Annotated in this window: 20 protein-coding genes and 1 pseudogene; 6 read left to right on the top strand and 15 right to left on the bottom strand. The window is 47.8% G+C overall.

Annotated features, from left to right (window positions below; genetic code table 11):
• Window positions 1–38 precede the first annotated feature (38 nt).
• Window positions 39–1088, top strand: a complete 1050-nt coding sequence (locus tag ABNS49_RS08545) for a PTS sugar transporter subunit IIA (RefSeq protein ID WP_135979770.1) — start codon at window positions 39–41, stop codon at window positions 1086–1088.
• Between the two features lie 47 nt (window positions 1089–1135).
• Here ABNS49_RS08545 and ABNS49_RS08540 read toward each other — a convergent pair whose 3' ends face one another.
• The gene (locus tag ABNS49_RS08540; protein WP_288341947.1) at window positions 1136–1612 is read right to left on the bottom strand and encodes an HD domain-containing protein; all 477 of its coding nucleotides are present in this window, start codon (window positions 1610–1612) and stop codon (window positions 1136–1138) included.
• A 189-nt stretch (window positions 1613–1801) separates the two neighbouring features.
• Here ABNS49_RS08540 and ABNS49_RS08535 point away from each other — a divergent pair, with 189 nt between their 5' ends.
• Entirely contained in the window at window positions 1802–3301 is a 1500-nt protein-coding gene (locus ABNS49_RS08535; protein ID WP_135979768.1) for a response regulator, read from the top strand.
• Between the two features lie 40 nt (window positions 3302–3341).
• Here the strand turns inward: ABNS49_RS08535 and ABNS49_RS08530 are convergent.
• A pseudogene (locus tag ABNS49_RS08530) lies at window positions 3342–3533 on the bottom strand (glycine radical domain-containing protein); the annotation flags it as partial.
• A 44-nt stretch (window positions 3534–3577) separates the two neighbouring features.
• On the opposite strand from ABNS49_RS08530, the gene ABNS49_RS08525 reads away from it, so the two are divergent.
• On the top strand, window positions 3578–3742 hold the full coding sequence (locus ABNS49_RS08525; RefSeq protein WP_168353545.1) for a hypothetical protein: 165 nt from the start codon (window positions 3578–3580) through the stop codon (window positions 3740–3742).
• 97 nt (window positions 3743–3839) lie between these two features.
• The gene (locus ABNS49_RS08520; protein ID WP_135979767.1) at window positions 3840–5096 is read left to right on the top strand and encodes an ATP-binding protein; all 1257 of its coding nucleotides are present in this window, start codon (window positions 3840–3842) and stop codon (window positions 5094–5096) included.
• 71 nt (window positions 5097–5167) lie between these two features.
• Here ABNS49_RS08520 and ABNS49_RS08515 read toward each other — a convergent pair whose 3' ends face one another.
• The 8 genes from ABNS49_RS08515 to ABNS49_RS08480 are packed head-to-tail and all read right to left on the bottom strand — an operon-like array spanning window position 5168 to window position 13130.
• Complete coding sequence (locus tag ABNS49_RS08515) at window positions 5168–5749, bottom strand: RDD family protein (protein ID WP_135979766.1); 582 nt, start codon at window positions 5747–5749, stop codon at window positions 5168–5170.
• The gene (locus ABNS49_RS08510) at window positions 5733–6944 is read right to left on the bottom strand and encodes a PatB family C-S lyase (protein ID WP_135979765.1); all 1212 of its coding nucleotides are present in this window, start codon (window positions 6942–6944) and stop codon (window positions 5733–5735) included. The genes ABNS49_RS08515 and ABNS49_RS08510 overlap by 17 nt, the downstream gene beginning before the upstream one ends.
• Entirely contained in the window at window positions 6934–8016 is a 1083-nt protein-coding gene (locus ABNS49_RS08505; RefSeq protein ID WP_135979764.1) for a Xaa-Pro peptidase family protein, read from the bottom strand. The genes ABNS49_RS08510 and ABNS49_RS08505 overlap by 11 nt, the downstream gene beginning before the upstream one ends.
• A 45-nt stretch (window positions 8017–8061) precedes the next feature.
• Entirely contained in the window at window positions 8062–9387 is a 1326-nt protein-coding gene (locus ABNS49_RS08500) for a PTS transporter subunit EIIC (protein WP_135979763.1), read from the bottom strand.
• Window positions 9388–9411: 24 nt separating this feature from the next.
• Window positions 9412–9759 carry a PTS sugar transporter subunit IIB gene (locus tag ABNS49_RS08495; RefSeq protein WP_135979762.1) on the bottom strand — a complete coding sequence of 116 codons (348 nt, stop codon included), beginning with the start codon at window positions 9757–9759 and terminating at the stop codon, window positions 9412–9414.
• A 1-nt stretch (window position 9760) separates the two neighbouring features.
• Window positions 9761–10084: a PTS lactose/cellobiose transporter subunit IIA gene (locus tag ABNS49_RS08490; protein WP_135979761.1), complete on the bottom strand. Its 324-nt coding sequence runs from the start codon at window positions 10082–10084 to the stop codon at window positions 9761–9763.
• Complete coding sequence (gene ypdE / locus ABNS49_RS08485; protein WP_135979760.1) at window positions 10081–11139, bottom strand: aminopeptidase; 1059 nt, start codon at window positions 11137–11139, stop codon at window positions 10081–10083. The genes ABNS49_RS08490 and ypdE overlap by 4 nt, the downstream gene beginning before the upstream one ends.
• Window positions 11136–13130 (bottom strand): PTS sugar transporter subunit IIA, encoded by a 1995-nt coding sequence (locus tag ABNS49_RS08480; protein WP_135979759.1) that lies wholly within the window; start codon window positions 13128–13130, stop codon window positions 11136–11138. Before ABNS49_RS08480 ends, ypdE begins: the two co-directional genes overlap by 4 nt.
• A gap of 100 nt (window positions 13131–13230) precedes the next feature.
• Between ABNS49_RS08480 and ABNS49_RS08475 the strand changes: the two genes are divergently transcribed.
• Together ABNS49_RS08475 and ABNS49_RS08470 are read left to right on the top strand one after the other, a co-directional pair.
• A complete protein-coding gene (locus ABNS49_RS08475) occupies window positions 13231–14190 on the top strand; it encodes an L-lactate dehydrogenase (protein ID WP_135979758.1) in 960 nt (319 codons plus the stop codon).
• A 1-nt stretch (window position 14191) separates the two neighbouring features.
• A complete protein-coding gene (locus ABNS49_RS08470; protein WP_288341941.1) occupies window positions 14192–15175 on the top strand; it encodes a pyruvate kinase in 984 nt (327 codons plus the stop codon).
• Window positions 15176–15376: 201 nt separating this feature from the next.
• Here the strand turns inward: ABNS49_RS08470 and ABNS49_RS08465 are convergent, their stop codons facing one another.
• The 5 genes from ABNS49_RS08465 to ABNS49_RS08445 all read right to left on the bottom strand — a co-directional run bounded on the left by ABNS49_RS08465 (window position 15377) and on the right by ABNS49_RS08445 (window position 19138).
• Window positions 15377–16336 (bottom strand): HipA domain-containing protein, encoded by a 960-nt coding sequence (locus tag ABNS49_RS08465; protein WP_135979756.1) that lies wholly within the window; start codon window positions 16334–16336, stop codon window positions 15377–15379.
• Window positions 16333–16635, bottom strand: coding sequence for a HipA N-terminal domain-containing protein (locus tag ABNS49_RS08460; protein ID WP_288341939.1), 303 nt, complete (start codon window positions 16633–16635; stop codon window positions 16333–16335). Before ABNS49_RS08460 ends, ABNS49_RS08465 begins: the two co-directional genes overlap by 4 nt.
• Window positions 16636–16652: 17 nt before the next feature.
• Window positions 16653–16862: a type II toxin-antitoxin system Y4mF family antitoxin gene (locus ABNS49_RS08455; protein ID WP_135979754.1), complete on the bottom strand. Its 210-nt coding sequence runs from the start codon at window positions 16860–16862 to the stop codon at window positions 16653–16655.
• Window positions 16863–17032: 170 nt separating this feature from the next.
• Entirely contained in the window at window positions 17033–18730 is a 1698-nt protein-coding gene (locus tag ABNS49_RS08450; protein ID WP_135979753.1) for an ABC-ATPase domain-containing protein, read from the bottom strand.
• Window positions 18731–18967: 237 nt separating this feature from the next.
• Window positions 18968–19138, bottom strand: coding sequence for a hypothetical protein (locus ABNS49_RS08445; protein ID WP_168353544.1), 171 nt, complete (start codon window positions 19136–19138; stop codon window positions 18968–18970).
• Window positions 19139–19385 lie beyond the last annotated feature (247 nt).

The following is a 19385-nucleotide window of genomic DNA, read 5'->3' as shown; positions in this document are numbered from 1 at the left end:
AAAATCCGGAATCTCGCGCCAGCGAGCCTTCCTTTGAAATGGATCAAAAAAACATTCGTTTCACGAGTCAAATTTTGGATTTGCTGGAAAAAAGGTTTCATGTCGACCTCAACCGGGAAGAAGTCAAGGAATTGTTTTTGCGCCATTTGCACAATTTGAACATTCGCGCGCAAACAGGCGGATTCATCAAAAAACCGATGAAAGAAAGTATCCGGCAAATCAGCCCGACCATTTATGAAATGGCGATCGTCATGGCCGTCGAATACAAAAAAAACTTTCAAGTCCTGCTGCCGGAAGACGAAATCGCCTTTTTCGCGATCCACATCTCCTCCTGGATCGACCAGTCGAACGCGCTCAACCAAAAACTGAAAACCTTGCTCGTCTGTCCGGCGTATTTGAACTTCCAGTCCGATTTGCTGCAAACGCTCTCTACGCGATTCGCCGACGAGCTTTACATTCCGCACGTCGCTTCCTCGGAACAAAGCGGCATGGACGACGGCTACGACCTTGTCGTTTCTACGATTCCACTCTCGACCGTTTCGAGCCAAAAAGTCATATCGCTTTCGCCGATCTGGACACCATACACCCAGCAGGCGCTCAGCAAAAAAATCTTAAAAATCAAAGAGCGGAAAAAAGGGGAAATGATTCGAAACCATTTTTTCGAATATTTCCAGGAACCGTTCTTTTCCGTCGTCCGCAAAACGAGCAAAGAGGCGCTGCTTCATCAAATGTGCGCCCGATTCAACGAAAAGGAAATCGTCGCGTCGGATTTCGAAAAAAGCGTACTCGAACGCGAAAAGGCGTGTTCCACCGCGTTTGGCGGCTTCGCCATCCCGCACCCACTCGTTTCCTCGGCCCGGGAAACAAAGGTCAGCGTCGCCTTGTGCCCGGAAGGGGTCTTATGGAACAACGAGCAAAAAGTGTACGCCGTCTTTCTGCTCGCCATCAACGAAGTCGACAAACGCGTCTTCCTGAACGTGTACGAACCGCTTGTCAGCTTGCTTTCCGACGAGGAGTTCATGACCCGCCTGTCCGCGCAAACGGATTTTCACGCTTTCTCGAGCCTGCTCATCCACAAAATCAAATAGCGCCACACAAAAAAACGCAACCTCCATCAAGATTGCGTTTCTTTGTTTTATCGTGTCGTTTCGTAGCTCCAGTTTTTGATCCAGCATTCCTTGAACGCGCAAATCTTGTCCGCCAGCGTGATCAGCCACCCTTCGCGGTGTTTTGGCGGTTTGATCGTCAGCGGAAACATATGCTTCAGGATCGCGTCCTGCTCCCGTTCGCAAAGGCCAAAATCCCGATGCGCGTTGTCACAGGCGAAGCGGGGATGCTTAAACCCGTGAAACTTATGCCACGCCTCGTCGTCATGCCAGTCGTATAAATAATAATCGTGCAGCAGCGCAGCGCGAATCAGCTTGTCCTCGTCCACTTTCACTTTCAGGGAATGCGCGATTTTCAGCGCTGTATAAGCGACATGGCGCACATGCTCATGCACGCTCACATGTTTATGGTGCGGATAATTGTGCTGTTGAAAAAAGCGGCCGTTTTGTTCAAAATGCTCGACATGGGCCTGGATTTTTTTCTGAAACTCTTCTTTTTTCCTCATTTTCATGCCGTTATTATAGGCGATAACTTCGCATAATGCAAATTATTTAAGGGAATATAAACCATTTTGATGTCACATCCTCGTTTTTTTCCTCTCTTTTTCAAAATCCGCTTTTTCGCCCTCCCGCAAAATGGTATCATGAAAAACAGGACAAAAAAGTCCTCTCTCTAGAGCAGAAAGGTTTTTTCAATGATACACCAGTCAAACTTTCCGCCGTCGATTGGCCAGGCGCTTGCCGCGCTTGCCGAATTTTTGACGGTCCATTCTATATCCTGGGAGTCCGCGATGCAGTCGCGCGACCAAATCGCCTCCCCGTCGCCAGAGCGCCAAGCCTTGTTTTCGCTCGCGTTTTCATTTATCGCGTTCGCCCGATGGCTACCCGACGCTCTTCTTGTTTTCAAAAACGACGAACAAAAAGAAATCGTGTACGCCAATCCAGCGCTCGTCCAGCTCTTTGAATGCGCGAGCCTCGACGAATGGCTGGCGTACGTCAACCGGTCGTTTTCCGAAATCGCTGCGTTCGAAGACCGCGCCCGGATCCGAAACGAGGTCATCCGCCCATCCGCGTCTTCCACACCCCTTACCTACCGCATCCGGCCGGTAAGCCAAAGCGTTCGATGGGTCGAAGAGCGCCGCTCCGATCTTTTTGAGCCGGGCCGCGACGCGTTGGTTTGCGTCACGCTCGCTGACATCACCGAACGCGTCGAACGCGAGCAAAAACAAATCCGGCAAATCGAGCGCCTCGAAGCGAGGCTGCGCCGCGTTCATCAGGCGCAAACCATGCACGCCGAAGTCATCGAAACGCTCTCCGAACGTTACGACTCGATTTTATACGCCGACCTGGAACGCCAAACCATTTACGGCTTTCGCGTCAGCGACCGGATGGGCGCCCTGCTGCCCAAAGGCGCCAGCGCAAAGTACGACGCCCTGTTTCGCGACTACGCCAGAGAGTGGATCCTTCCTCAGGACCAGGCCGCGTTTCTCGCGCAAACCGCGCCGGAATCCATTCGCGCCGCTCTAGCCGGCAAGCCCGAACTCACGCTGACCTACCAGGTCGCCATCCACGAACCCCCTCTGGCGATGCGGTTGCGCGTCGTCAACAGCGTGCCGGGCGCCAAAACAGTGGAACGCGTCGTGATCCATCTCCATCCGGTCGAAAACGAGCGACGCCAAAACGACATTCTCGTCGACGCGCTCGAAACCGCCCGCCGCGCCAACCGGGTCAAAGAAGCGTTTTTATCCAACGCTTCCCGCCATTTGAATGGCGTCCTGGATTCCGGCCAACCGGCCTCGTCCCCGGACCCGCTATCCAAAGCGTCGATCCGGCTGCTCGTCGTGGAGGACAACGAAATCAACCGGGAAATCGAAACGGAAATCTTGCAGGACATGGGATTTCAAGTCGAGGAAGCGGAAAACGGCTTGCAGGCGCTCGGCCGCCTCGTGGCCGATCCAAACGGCTTCGATCTTGTCGTGACCGATATTCAAATGCCGCACATGAACGGCTGGCAGCTCGCCAAGGCGATGCGCGACAACCCCGCGATGCGCCACATTCCGCTAATCGCCTTGTCCGCCAACTCGCTGGAAGCCGACAAACAAGCCTCGCGCCAGGCCGGCATCGACATCCATCTCGACAAACCAATCGACCCGGACATTCTCGAGCAAGCCATCCACCACTGTCTCGTTTCCTGACGACAAAAAAGCGTATCCCGTCCACGATACGCTTTTTCTTTTATAACGTTTGCTTCGTCCGCCCGATGATATCGTCCTGCGTCTTTTTCGACAGCACGTTGAAAAACGCGCTGTATCCCGCCACGCGGACAATAAGATCCCGATGCTTTTCCGGATGGGCCTGCGCGTCCAGCAGCGTCGCCTTCGAAACAATGTTGTATTGCACATGGTAGCCATGCAGGCGGTTGAAAAACAGCCGTCGGGCCGTTTGTCAAAGACACGGCGAGCCACTTTCTTGTGGACAAGTTTTTTATCGGCGTCGACGGCTACGACGACAAGGCGGGGGTTCACGAACAAAGACCAGATACGCCCGCCAACCAGGCAAACGAGCTGATTGTCGTTACGGAAAGTGAAAAGTTTTCCCCTGTAAAACCTTTTTACTGCACGAACGAGTCGACTTGAGTCGATAAAGCTCTCGACTCATAAATTTTTGAGTCGAGGAAGCTCTCGTTGCACACCAACTCGATTCGATATACAATATCAAAAAGAGGTGATCACAATGCGCGAAAGCAGGAATCTGGAATTGAAAGAAACCGTCGATACAAATTCATTTTTAAAAACAATATCAGCTTACGCAAATTTTGGCGATGGAAAAATCATTTTTGGGATCCGTGACGATGGCACGGTTCCGGGAATCGAGCATCCGGTTGACGCCTGTTTGCGTTTGGAAAACAAAATCAACGATGCGATCAAGCCGCTCCCTTCCTACACTTTAGATATAAACGAAGATCAAACCATAACCCTGAACATCTTGAAAGGTCCTTACACCCCTTATTTTTATAAAGGAAAAACGTATAAAAGAAACGATTCGGCAACGATCGAAGTGGATCGTCTTGAGCTAAACCGCCTGATTCTGGAAGGTTCGAATCAAACCTACGAAGAACAGCCTTCATCTATACAAGATTTGACTTTCTCTCAACTTGGAAAAGAATTTTTTCAAAAGAAAGGCGTCGAAACGATAACACCGGACATTTTGAAAACATTAGGGTTGATGGATAAAAACACCTATAATCACGCCGCGGCTCTTGTCGCGGATGAAAACCGGTTTCCAGGCGTGGATCTCGTACGATACGGGCGGAATATCAACGAACTCATGGAACGTCAAACCTATGATCATATGTCCGTTTTCTGTATGTACCATCAAGCGATGGAAATGTACCGGAAATATTATTGTTATGAAAAAATCGAAGGGAGCCAACGCGTCCAAAAAGAAATGATTCCAAAGGAAGCGTTTCGCGAAGCGCTCGCAAACGCCTTGGTCCATCGGACATGGGACATCCAAACAAGAATCAGGATTTCGATGGATCAAGACAAAATAGAAATCACGTCGCCTGGCGGATTGCCGGCCGGCATCAGCGAAGCGGAATATCTGGATGGACAAATCAGTTTTTTGCGAAATCCAATTTTAGGAAATATCTTTTTCAGACTCGCGTACATTGAAATGTTTGGCTCCGGAATCAAAAGGGTCAAGAAAGCCTATGACCCCTATCAAGCCAGTCCGGAATTTAAAATCTACGACAATTCCATCACCGTTGTTCTTCCCGTGTCGGATACGGTCATCGAGACTTCAGCCGATGAAAAGACGATATTAAGCAACTTGTCTTCTTCGACTTTGTTGTCGAGAGCGCAGCTGGAAGAGCGGACCGGCTTCAGCAAAGCGAAAACCGTTCGCCTTCTGCATTCGTTGTCCTCTAAAGGATTGATTCAAAAAAACGGTTCCGGCATGAATACAAAATACAGGATCTTCAAAAAATAAAGACCGCCAAATCAAAATCCATGCCCTATAAAAAAGATTCCCGAAAATTGTCTTCCGGGAATCTTTTTCCTTTAAGCCGGCACCACTTTCGTGTTGGCCAAATAGTCGTGCAAAGCGCGGTGACTGAGCGTGACAGCGACCAGCAGCGCGGACAGGACGATCAAAATCGACCCCGCCATTTGCCACCAGGAATCCACATTGTAGGAAAGCGCCAAAGTAGCCATTTGCCGAAAATAACCACCCACCACAACCGCACCGCTTTCCACAATCATCAAACCAATACACTGGCGAACGAACAAAGATCGCAAACAGACACGGCTTCCATCTTTATTCACGATTTTAATTTTCATGATTTTCTTGCCCAACGTCTGGCCCTCGTACTTTTTATACGGAATATAAACAAAATAAACAATGGCTGCCACAATACATAGAAAACCGCCAAGATAAGACCAGAACGGGCTGTACCCCAGTGCCGGAAACACATAGAGATCCGTAAACACATCGCTGCGCCGTGTAATCAATCCATAAAGAAGAACGGCCGGAAAAGCGCAAACCACGCCACCAACCACCCAGTCAATCAAATACGCGTACAAACGCGCGGTCGTGTTCACTTTGTTGGGCGTCTGGTCGACCCAGCTAAACAGTTTTTTCATCCGCGTTCTCCTTTCGTTTCGCGTCGTACAAAGAATCCATCGCGATTTTCACCCGTCGCAACCCTTCTTCCAGCTTGGTCCGCGGGCATCCGCAATTCAACCGTAAATACCCTTTGCCATTCTTTCCATACACTTCGCCATTCATAACCGCCACGTTTCCAACCTTTACCAGCGCTTCCTGCATCTCTTTTGCCCCAAACGGCACATTGGAAACGTCGATCCAGGCCAAATAAGTCGCCTGAGGAATTGCAAACTGAAAATCCGGGAGCTGACTCGCAAGGAAATCGTGGACAAATTTCATATTTTCGAACACGTACGCCGACAACTGGTCAATGTAGTCGTCACATTCGTTATATCCGGTCATGATCGCATGCATGCCGAAAATACTGGCGGAATTTAGAAAATCCATCGTGCGCGTCTGATGCAAAAACGCGTTTCGAATGGCTTCATCCGGAATCATAACGTAAGATCCAATCAACCCGGGCACATTGAAAATTTTCGAAGCGGCCGAGGCGGTATACAATCCGTCATATTCGCCGATATATCGCAGCAAAGGAATCGGCGCCTCCCCCTGCAAATGGATGTCCATATGAATTTCATCCGAAATGATTTTGACGCGGTGCTTTTTACACAAACGCACGATTTGATCCATTTCCTCTTTCGTCCAAACCCGGCCTGTCGGATTGTGTGGCGAGCAAAGCAAAAGAATCGAAGCGCTCTCCAGTTCTTTATCCAGCCGTTCAAAATCAATCGACCATCCTTCTTCCGCGTTGAGCGAATGGCCAATCAGCTTCCGGTGATTTTGTTCAATCACATTCATAAAAGCGTCATACATCGGATCGAACGTCAAGACGCCGTCTCCTTCCTCGCTTAAAAGCCGAATCAGCAAGCTGACCGAATACATGACGGATGGACTGTATAAAATCCATTCCTTTTGAATTGGCGTGTTGAATCTTCGACCGTAATGCCCGGCAATACTGTTCTTAAAATCCGCATGGTTCCAGCGCGTGTACCCATAAATTTCATGCGCGGCCACTTCTTTTATCTTTTCAGTAATCGGAACCGGAATCTTAAAATCCGTATCCGAAATCGTAAAGGGCAGCAAGTCTTTTTCCCCAAAGCGATCTTGTACATAATCCCATTGCGTACAATACGTTCCTTTCCGATTGATTACTTCATTAAAATCATAGTTCATGTGTTTCCTCCTGCAAAATGCACATCTCTTTCGGAGTACGATTCAAGGCCACGCCTTTCCCGTCGCGAATCAGGACATCGTCCTCAATGCGGACACCCCCGACGCCCGGCACATAAATGCCGGGTTCGCAGGACATCAGCATGCCTTCTTTCAAAACGGTATCCGATTTTGGATTCAGCCGCGGCAGCTCGCTGCCATCCCCGATTCCGATTCCATGCCCGAGCCCATGACCGAAATACGCGCCATATCCGGCGTCCGTAATGATTTTCCGGGCCACCGCGTCTATTTCCTGTCCAGTCTTTCCTTCTTCTATCGCGGCCAGCGCCGTGGTCTGCGCGACCAGAACCGTATGATAAATTTTTTTCATTTCTGAAGACGGTTCCCCGATAAAGAGCATCCGTGTCATATCCGACTGATAGTTGTTGTATTGGATTCCAAAATCAATCAGGATCGGCTCATGGGGCCTGATCTTGCGATTCGTCGGCCGGCCATGCGGCAGGGCGGTCCGCTCTCCGGACGACACAATGGTGTCGAACGCCATCTGCTGGGCGCCACTGGCGATCGCGTAGTATTGCAGCCAGGCGGAAACCTCATTCTCCGTCATCCCTGCCTTGATTTTCGCTTTGACTTGTTCAAAAATCCAATCGGTTCGATCGACAGCTTCCTGAATGCGCCGGATTTCCTCTTCGTCCTTGACAATTCGCATTTGTCCGAGTTCCTCATCCAGTAAAATCACATCTAACCCTTTTTCTTTGAAATCTTTATATGCACTGACAGAGGTTTCGCTGTTTTCCACGGCCAGGCAATGCCAGTCGTTTTCTTTCATGATCCGGCTTATTTCCTCTTTTATATTTTCGGTTAGAATAATTTCCAAATCCCGTTCCTTTTGTCTTGCTTCTTCCACATACCGGCCATCCAGCAGCAAATAACCTTTCTCTTTCGCAATCAGGATTTGACAACCGCTCCCGGTCATCGTATCCAAATATTTTTTCATCGTCTTGCTTTTGAGATAAATTGCGTCGGCGCGGTGCCTTCCTAACTCTTTTCGAATGTTTTCAATATGTTTCGCCATTGTCCCTCCAAAGAAAGGGCAAGAAAATCCTGCCCTTTGAAATCATTAGAAATCAAGATGTAAATCATCCAGTAGAGCCTGATCTTCGGCACTGAAAATATCTTGTTTTTCCTCTTTTTCTTTTTCCGCCAGCAGTTCACGATTCTCATAAATTTTAAAGAACGGATACCATATCAAGATGGACAGAACTAGCTGGATTCCGTTTGCAACCAAAGACATGTAGTCAAAGTTCGTCAAATATCCTTCCAGGAAAACGCCAACATATGGTGGCGTGAAAGTGGAACACTTTAGCCAGCCAAAGTACATCATCCAGTACGGAATAGAGCCGATAATTCCACCACAGATTACATATGGGATCGCGAAAATCGGGTTCAATACGACCGGCGCGCCAAACAAGATTGGCTCATTGATTCCAAACAACGCCGGAATCAGCGAGATGCGGCCAACCTGTTTCATTGCTTTTGCCTTGGACAGCAAGCACCAGAACACAAGACCAAACGTCACGCCGGTGCCTGTAAAGTTTCCGAATGCCGATTCCGGTCCAGGAGCGAAAAAGTGGATCGCTTCGCCGCCGGCTTTGACCATTTCGATATTTTCAGCAAGAAACTGCGTTGAAATCGGGCTCGTAATCGGTGAAAGCACCGATGGATGAATACCACAGAAGAACAGCAGACATCGCAAAATCTGCAAGAACGTAACCGCAAACGGGTTGTCCATGGAGCCGACCAAAGGCGCGAACAAATTCGTGAAAACCAGAGGCGGCAGCGTGTTCAGCACATTGACGCACACAACTCGGATGATCAGGAAGAAACCAATAATGATTACACTAATCGGAATCATTTCAAAAGAGCGGGATACGAAATCCGGCACCGACTCCGGCATCTTAATCGTAAAGTTTTTCTTCTTGCACCAGCGGAACAATTCCACTGCGATAATGGAAGCAAACATCGCCGCGAACAAGCCTTTCGGCCCCAGATAAGTGGATTTGATTCCACCGTCTTCTCCATAGTCAACACCCATCATCAAGAAAGCGATAATCGCCATGCAGAGAACGCCGGGAATGTCCAGTTTGTAATGTTTTCCTAAATGGTAGGCGATAACCGCCGTCACATAAAGCGAGAGAAGCGCCATTCCTACATTGTAAGGAATGTAGATAATGTCCAGATTGGTCGTGATCCACTGGGATATTGGATTGTTGGGACCGATCATGTTCGGAATCGCTTCCGGAATCAAACAGAAACTACCGATCAAAAGAATCGGAGTCATCGCGACCATCGCTTTTTTGATCGCGCTCAAATAACGGTTCTGATCCATTTTATTGGCGATTGGCGTCAAATATTTGGACATGAACGTTTCGAATTTATTCATCATAACTTTTATCTTGTCCCTTCACTTTTACGATTTCTTATTTGCTTTTGCCAGATCCGCTTTTCGGCGGGCGATCAGAACCTGCTTCATAACCGTGGCGCCATCCATTTTTCCATACACATCCTGGTCTACGATGATGTGCGGAATTTGATACGGATCAATCATTTCATGAATGTAGTCGATACGGTGTGCGATTTGCGGCCCCACGACAAGCACATCCGTGTCTTCTACTTCGGCCGGCAGCAAATCGACAGGCACAGCCTTGAACGCAAAGTCCTCATCATTCAATTTCGCAGAATTATGAACCGTTTTCTTCATGTTATCCATCAACATAGTGGTAGAAAATCCACCTGCACAGCACAATACAATTTTCATCTTATTTTCCTCCTTTTTCTTTTGCTTCAAAAATCTCAATAAATTCTTCAACCAAATCCCGGGCCAGCTGGCTCGTCATATAGTGATCCTGGGCATGGACCATCAACAGTCCGATTTCCGGTCGCTCCTCCCCGGACATTTCTGCCGTGATGAGTGCGGTCTGTACTTTATGCGCTTCCAGATCTGCCTGTCTCGATTCAGCAAGTAGAGCCCGGGCGCCATCATAATCGCTTTCTTTCACTTTGCGGAGCGCTTCGAAAGCTTTCGCTTTACTGGCACCCGCCGCAGAAATAATCGTTACGATTTGTTGTTCCAATTCAGTCATTTCATACCTCCTGTAAACTGTAGAAACTGTTCGTAGTTCTTTCTTGTTAGTGTAGCGGCGAGTTCGCATACGAACGCGACCGCGTTGTCTATATCGCTCAAACTGGCAATAGATGCCGGTCCATGACAATACCGCAAAGGAATCCCGATAACCAGAGCCGGCTTTCCATTGCCAATCAGATGCGCCTGGGCGCAATCCGTCCCGCCTCCGCTCAGCATGTCCTCCTGAAAGGAAATGTTCGCTTTTCGCGCGGTTTCTTTAGCAAATTGCAGAAGCTTGTCATTGGGCGCCATCGTTTTGTCATAATGCTCGATCATGCATCCTTTATGAAGCTGGCGGTGATTTTTAAAGCTTCGATCCAGCTCCGGGTGGTTGGCCACGTCAATCGCGAATACAATGTCGGGATCTTCCTGAAATACCGCCGTCTTCGCTCCGCGCGTACCGACTTCCTCGCTGCTCGTTGCGCACATGAGGATGTCGTTTTCCAGCCGCCTGTCCTTCAGCTTTTCCAGCACCTTGCTGACGACATAACAGCCAGTACGGTCATCCATCGCTTTTCCCATGATGGTTCCCGTGCCTTCGGGCAACACGCACGTCGTATCAAATGTCACCATATCGCCAATTTCAAGTCCTGCTTTTTCCGCTTGTTCTCTTGTTTCAAATCCTAAATCCACATAAATATCGTCTGGATGGCCCGCCTTGTCCCGCTGGCAGTTCATGATGCCTGGTAATTTTTTTCCTGATCGCGTCGTAATCCGGACTTTTTGCATATCCAGACAGTTGTCCAGCACACCACCTGTCTTTATTAAATAGACAAAACCAAGGTCGGAAATATGCCGTACCCGAAATCCCACTTCATCCATATGCGCGGTAAACATGATTTTCAAAGGATGGGCTCCACACCCTTTTTTCACAAAAATCACGCTTCCGAGATGGTCGCAGCGAATTTCATCACAATGCTCTCGATTGGCTTCCACGAGCAGGTCGCGCACTTCCGTTTCTTTGGACGCGATCGCGTCCGCATTGCTCAATTTGCGTAAAAATGTTTCATTCATGAAACCGTAGCCTCCACTTCTCTAAGAATCAATCGCATTTGTTCAAAAGAACGGGCAGCCGCCATGTGACTGGCGCTTCCTCTGTCCTGCATCAGTTTGTAAAAAAGCTTCGTAATCTCCTCATATTTTCCATATTCATCTTTGCGAAGGGAGATAAGAAAAACAGTGCGAACTTCCTTTCCCTGCTCCATCAAAGGCGTATCGAGTATACAGACGGAAATCACGCTTTTCTTTGCGCAAAGCTTGATTGGATGCGGTAACGCGACGCCATTGAAGAATACGGTGCTCATGTATTTTTCCCGCTCAAGCACGCTGTCTTTGTATTCCGCTTCCACAACATCGTCTTTTATCAACTGATCCGCCATCTCGGAGATAAGTTCTTTGTAGGAACCAGCTTTCCGAACTTGAAAGTATCGCCGGGAAAACAAAGCATCAAATTTACTTGATGTATCCGATAATTGAAAATTTTGTATGCAGTCATAAGATAGAAATTGCCGGATCGCTGCCAGATCTTCCGGTTCCAACAACTCATGAATATAAATAATAGGTATATTAAACTCCCGGTTTAGCGGCATGATCGTGAAAATAATATCGGGATCGAATAACTCGAGTTCATCCATATTCAGAAAGCTGAATGTCTGAATTTTTTGCTGGGGAAAAATCGTTTCCAGCTGCATCTTCAGAAGATAAGCACATCCGCCGCCACTTGAGCAGACGACAGCTACCCGATCAAACCGCATGAGCTTTTCTCTCTTTTCTTTTTCCAGGTGACCTGCAAAATGAGTAGCAATAAAAGCCGCTTCATCCTGGGTCACTGTAATCCCGTACAGTTGTTGAAGCATATTGGAAAATTCGATTGCCACACTGAATACGAGCGGATACCGAATACAGATTTCATGAAGCATCGAATTTTTATACGACACTTTTTGATGGCTTCGGCTTACAAGAAGACAGACATGTTCCGACAGCATTTTTTTGAAATTTTCGTCATCCGTAAATTTTGTGTTGTATCGCGCGTCAATTCCTTTCAAAAATTCTTCGATATGGTTTTCCAGCTGGTCGCTAATATCCAGCGAGGCATCTTTAAGTCGAATATTGCTTCGGACCACATCCACAAACACTTCATATTGCCAGGCCGCGAAATTTAAACCCGCGTTTTTATTGAGCTGTTGAAAAACCGCGTCCGCAATGCGATCGACCGGGGTGTTTTTTACGCGGTATCTTTCTTCCGGCAAACAAAGAAGCGAAGCCTGAAGAGCGATCGCTCCCAGCCAAATATAAATCGTTTTCAGTTCATTGTAGTTGATTTGCTGCCGGCTCTCGGTAATCTGATCAATGAGAAACGGATAGATGGTCCGAAAAACAGGAAGAGATTGCTCCATATAAAGCTTTAACACCGGATTATCCGCTTCCAGCATTTCCGCCAGCATCGTCGTAAATGCGAGATTGTCTTTTTTTAGACGCAAGCCATAATGGCTTTTGATTTCCAGAACCACATCGTATTTGCGGCAAAACGTTTCAACTTCTTTAATGAGCGCTTTGACCGCCGACCGATTGATGTGAAAATGGAAAGCTGTTTCTTCCATAGAAATGTAGTCTTTTTGCACCGCGAGAAAAGCGGTCAAATTTTCAGGTGTGTCTGGAGGAACGGTTGGATGCTGCTGGGCCAGCTGCGCAACAAACCGGTCAAATTTTTCTGAGTCTGTCACTTCCAGCAAATATCCTTTTCCACGGATTGTATGCAGCTTGAACCCGTTTCTCTCCCCGATATTCATGAAATAGGAGAGATCCCCTTGTATTGTCCGTTTGGAAACGTGATACTTTTCCGTAAAATACTTGAGATTCAGACAATCAGCCGTTTCGATAAAATCGCGCATGATTGAATAAAGTCTCATTTTTGCCACCTCCTCATTATGTAAGCGCTTTTTTCTTTCGCTTGACACACTTATCATAAAAATTGGCTCTTGCAAAGTAAACGCAATTTTTTGCATCTTAAAATGCAGTGGTTCTGCAATTTAACTTGTCACGCTCTTTCTTTTCTATTCATCCCGCCTCTCTTATAGTTCCTTTTGAAGGAGTTGAATCAATCATATGAAAAACAATAAAAAAATCGTTCTCGTTGGAACAGGGCTGGTGGGAATGAGCTTTGCCTACAGCTTAGTCGTTCAGGGGAATGTCGATGAACTCGTTTTAATCGACTTGAACAAAGAAAAAGCGATTGGCGAAGCCATGGACTTGCAGCATGCCGGCTGTTTTGCCAAAAAACAAATCCGCATGAAAGCGGGTGACTATGCCGACTGCAAAGGCGCCGATATTGTCGTCATCACTGCCGGCATCATTCAGCGCTCCGATCAGACCCGTCTGGATTTAACGGTCGATAACACAAAAATCGTCCAGTCGGTCACCGAGCAAATCATGGCTTCCGGTTTTGACGGCATCCTGATCGTGGCGACCAATCCGGTTGATTTAATGACAGCGGTCGCGCAGAAAGTGTCCAACCTTCCGACGAACCGGGTCATTGGTACGGGAACCTTGCTGGATACGGCTCGTTTGCGTTTTCGTCTAAGCGAATGTCTCCAGGTTTCTCCTTACAATATTCATGCTTACGTATTTGGCGAACACGGAGATTCGAGCTTTGTGCCATGGTCCCATGCCTGCATTGGAAGCAAGACCATACGGAATGTATTGAAGTCCCGTAAAATCGACGAAGACATGCTGGAAGAAGTCTTTGACGAGGTGCGCAATGCCGGGTACGAAATCGTCAATCGGAAAAAATCGACATATTACGGGATTGGAATGACGCTCAATCGACTTGTCCAAGCCGTTTTAAATGACGAAAACAGCATTCTTACCGTTTCGGCTAAACAAAATGGTGAATATGGTTATACGGGTATTTATAACGGGGTTCCTGCTATCATCGGGGCGAAAGGCGTCATTGAAAAGCTGGAGCTTGAGCTTGAACCCGCCGAGCAGCAGCGGTTTTTGGATAGCTGCCGGTTGTTAGAAAAAATCTGGACGGAAACTGTGAATCCGGTACTTGAGAGTCGTTAATATGAAAGACCTTTATATATTCGGAACGCTTGGCCCGGCCTGCCATGAAGTCGAAACGATTATGGCTTTGTTTCGGGCTGGTGCCACAGGGATGCGGCTGAACTTGTCGCATGGCAATCTGGCGCAACATGCCGACTGGATCGCCAACTTTCATATCGCGGCCAAGCGGTGCGGCGTTTCTCCTCAGCTTCTTATAGATATGCAAGGTCCGGAATTAAGAACCTCCGCTTCTTTATCGCCTTTGCCACTGGAAACAGATCATATCGTGATGACGAACACGCTTGGATTTCCGGATTGTGTGCGACCCTATTTAAAAACTGGTGTCCAAATCCTCGTGGACGATGGCAGGATCCTGCTTGAAACCGTAGATCATGAGAAATCCAAAGTTCTCCGGGGCGGCCTGCTTCTTCCCCGGAAAAGTATCACCATCCAAAATGTGTCGATCCCTTTGCCGGTTTTGACAAAAGAAGACTTCGATAATTTATCGTGCGCGGCGCAATATGGCGTCACCGGCATCATGCAGCCGTTTGTTCGCAGCACAGAAGATTTGATAAAGGTTCGTGCGCAAATGGATGCGTGTGGTCTAAAAAACGCCTGCCTATACGCCAAGATCGAATCAAAAGAAGGAATCGCGATGGCGGAATCCCTGCTTCCGTATTGCGATGAATTGATCATCGCCCGTGGAGATCTTGCCGATTCGGTTGGTCTTGTCCATCTGGCCAGCGCGCAGCACGACTTGGAGAAAATATGTCGCAGGCATGAAAAGCCGTATATGATCGTGACGCAAATGCTGCACTCGATGATGACTTCTCCCATCCCGACACGGGCGGAAATATCCGATATTTACCACGCGGTTTACAATGGGGCGTCCTCGATTATGCTGACGGGGGAAACGGCGTCTGGCTCTTATCCTGTCGAAGCGATGAACTATTTTGCACAAACCGCGTATACTGCTCTGAAAGACCGGGAGGATGGTACCTTTTAATTCGGGCACGTCTTCATGTCGTTTGTTTTACAGCTTTAAAGAAAAAAGGTAAAATCACTTTAAATAAAGCGGTTTTACCTTTTTAAGTTCTTCACGGTTTACGTGATATTTCTACTTTTGCTTCTCGAGCATCCCCTTCGTAATGATAGCCTTTTTATTGTTTTTCCAAACCGGTAAAGACGCCAAACTTGCCGGCTTTCTTTATCCGTGAAGCGATTCCGCCCGCTCCAGGATCAATCGTTTCACGTTTTCTTTTTCTTCTTCGGGCAAAAAAGATTGTTCGCACGCTTCCAAAAAGCGGCCAATATTTTTCAGCATCCGCTCAATCAGTCTTTCAGCTGTTTTCTTTTCAATCCCAATCGAATGCGCGAACTTCAAAAAATCGCCTCGCCTCAAATTTCGCTTTTTTCCATTCAACGTTAAAGCCATTTGATCGAAATCTTTAGACATTATGATGTTAACAGGAAGCTGATCATATACCGGAGAAAGCTGATACACCCCTTCTTTGTTTTGAATCAACGAAAAGTTTTTTAAATGCATATCGGAATTGCCAATGAGAAACGCAAAAACGAGTCGGATAAACAATTCAGTTAAGTCGAATTGATAGAAAGCCGAATATTTTTTTATTGTTTTTGCGCACCGCTCATAAGAACTGTTGTATTTGTCTTCCGTCAAACGTTTCTGAAGCTGGCAAAAATCTTCCATCGCCAGCTTTGTGACTTTTTTCTTTTTCTCCAACCGGTCAATTCGTTTCGTGATATACGCCAACGTCCCATCTTTTAATCGAATCAACCCGAATGGAACGGTAGGAATCTTAGCAATTTGCGCAAGGCGCATTCCCAACTGCTCAAATTCTGGAAGATAGGAAAATTTTCCCGTTTGTGGTTTTAAAATATATCCTGCCGGATAATCTACGATCGTTAACCGCGATCCCTTCTCTTCTTCGATCAAATGCAAAGAAAGCTTTTTTTGAACGCCAGGCACCGTATATCCTTCGCTTACCGTTTTTCGAGCGATTTCCCGCAAGATCGAATCATCTAAATCAAGAACCGGATGCAAAGTCATTCCGAAAAATTTTTTAGTACATTCTGTATGCCATTGTGACTCCATTTCTTCCGGCGCGGGATCGACGATCTCCTTTCCGCAATACAAACATTTCATCTTTCATTCTCCCCCCATATGGATACATTTCCAATGGCATCTTTACAGGCGACAAGCAATACGCCAAAACGATCTTTACGATCGAGCTTCCAGTTTCGAACCGTCACATCATATAGCCAGCCTTCCGGAATCAATCCATCAAAAAAAGGAAATAACACAGACGATTCATAAGGTTCATCATGAAGCGGCAAAGTCAAACTGACGTCCTTCGCATCTTTCATGGCTAAATAGTCTTTTTCATAGGAAAACCGGTATCCGCGATCCGTCTCTTCAATCGTTCCGGCTTTTCGTTCCTCCACCCATACACTTCCTTTTCTCATTCCTCGCTCCGATCCAAATCACCCGGCACCGCTTCCTTGCCAAACATCCGCAGCGCCTTGTTCACCTTATCCATTCGAACCGTTTCCTTTCCCTGTTCCAGCTCACGGACAAACCGCAGTCCCAGTCCGGCCCGCAGCGCGAACTCCTCCTGCGTGATTCCCAGTTTTCTTCGTTCCGTTTTGATATAGTTTCCAATCGTTGTCATGTTTTTATTTTATACCCTTTCGGGTATATATTCAACAAAAATAGCCATTTTATACCTTTTCGGGTATAAAATTGGACATTCAGCACAAATCAACACCCGAACGGGTATACTTTCGGTTATGAATGTCCACTTTCCATCCAGCCGCCAAAAGAAAAAGGGCACTCGCCCTTTTAAGATTTCTGTTTCATACGCTGGGAACGATACCGGTTCATAACCCCCATGAACTCCTGTTTCCTTACCCGGCAAAAGTCCCGTTTTCCAAGGACCCGCAATCCCTCGCTGTCGATTCGCTCTTCCAGCCTGTCCGCGACTTCCTTCAACGTCCTCTTTCCATCAATCAAATGCCGATGCGCGTACAAAACCATCGCGCCCAGCGTCGGCAGCTGTTCCGGATCCACCAGCTGTTCCACCAGACGCACATCCAGCGGTTCCCGGTCCAGCACGATGGCGTCCAGTCCTTGCGATTTGATTTTGACCCGGTCGGATCGCAAAGACGCCAACGGCAGTGGAACACGCGATGTAAAGAAGCGCTCCGGTGCCAGTTTTCGTTCCGGCGAGCACAAATACGGGAACGCCAGCGCCATCTCTTTCGCTCTGGCGGTCACATCCATCGGAATGTAGTGATCCATCTGCAAAACCAAATCGGCCTGCTCGAAAAACGCCCCCGAACTGCCGGCAACCAAAATCGTGCTGACCCCCGCCCGTTCAAACAACTGTGAAATGCGATAGACAAGCGGTGTGATCGGCTCGTGATCCGGATGGACGACTTTTTGCATCAAAGCGTCGCGCACCATGAAGTTGGCCGCGCTTGTGTCTTCGTCAAACAACAAAACTTTCGCGTCCGCCTCCAGCGCCTCGCTCACGCCCGCCGCCTGCGAAGTAGATCCGGACGCGTCCTCGCTCGAAAAGGCGCGTGTCGACTTGTCGCCCGGCAAATCGCGGATAAACGCCTCGATATTGTCGTTCTCGATGCTCCGTCCATCTTCCGCTCTTGACTTCACCGCGCTCTCGTCACACAAGACATATTCCCGTCCGTCATGGGCGATATGGTCATATACGCCCCGCTCCAGCGCCTCCAGCAGCGTGGACTTACCATGGTATCCGCCGCCAATAATCAGCGTAATTCCTTTTTTGATTCCCATTCCCTTGATTGGCTTGCCGTGCGGAACCGGAATTTCCACGCTCAGCGATTCCGGCGAAATAAACGGCACCGCATCCCGCATCGGCGACTGTGAAATACCCGATTTTCTTGGCAAAATGGCCCCATCCGCCACAAACGCCACCAGATCGAGTTTCTTCATCGCTTCCCGCAACGCGTGCTGGTTGTCGGCCAGCGAAATCGCCTCCCGCACCCGTTCCAGATTTTTCATGCTTAAATTTCCCGCGATCAAGTTGTTTAAAATCATTTCAGGCAAATAATTGCACACGATCTTAATCAACTCGTCCGATAAGACCCGCCGTCCGTTGGCCGGAAATCCAATGTGAAACCGAATGGTAATTTCCTTTTCGTCGATATGGCAGGCGCTTCGCTCCATCACTTCCTGCTGCGGCCGACTCACATAAATCACGCCGCTTTTTCCACTTCCGCGGCCTTTGTATGGATCGTTTTTCAACGCCTCGTAAAAAATCCGCAGCAATGTATCCTCCAGCGCGATCCGGCGATGTCGAACCTCCCAGCTCTCCTTTTCAAAAGAGTTTGGAACCCGAACCGACACGTCGCTTGGCGCCGCGAACGGATCGCCCTGCACATGGTCGACGGAAAACACATAGCCATCGCATTGATATTCTCCACGACAATCCTTGTATGCCGGATAACCTCTTCCCTGTATTCTTTCACAAACTTTGATAAAATCCCGTTGTGTCTGCATACTGTCACCTCTCATCAATTATCTTAACGAAAACAGGACAATTAAACTTGTCTAACGCAACCTGACACGTTGTGTAATCCCACTTTTCAGCAATCCATACAATCATTGCGGGTTTTCGCAATCTCGAAATCCTCTTCCGGTTCGCGCGTGATCCGGTATGGAAATCCGGAAACTCCCGTCAGGAATTCTAAAAAAAAGCCCGGTCCTTTTTATACCGGACTTGCGTTGGCTCCCGCGCTAGCGTACAAACACATACACCGAATACGCGACATAAAGCAAGACGAACAACACGCCTTCCTTTTTGGAAATTTTCTCGTTGCGCGACAAGACAAATAAGAGCACCGCCACCAGCAGGACAAGCACACAATCCACCACCGACTGCGCGTTGATCGCGTACGGGGCGATCACCTTGGCGTTGTTGACGAAACCAGGCAGAATGTGTAACAGCTCTTTTTAGCAATCAATACAATAGCTGTGGGGGTTTTGCGATATGAAGTTTTTTTCTTGTAATACCATTCTTTTTTGATAAAATAAAAAGTCTTGACAGGGGACTTTGTCCCCTGATTTATACTCTTAAGAAAAGACAACTATATAGGAAGTCAAGTATAAAATTATGAAATAGTTTGAAATATTATTGCTTGATTTGTTGTCGATT

The organism is uncultured Dubosiella sp. (assembly GCF_964018005.1).
GTDB lineage: Bacteria > Bacillota_I > Bacilli_A > Erysipelotrichales > Erysipelotrichaceae > Dubosiella > Dubosiella muris.
Note: the sequence above shows the minus strand (reverse complement) of the source record. Positions and strands in the feature narration are given on the sequence as shown.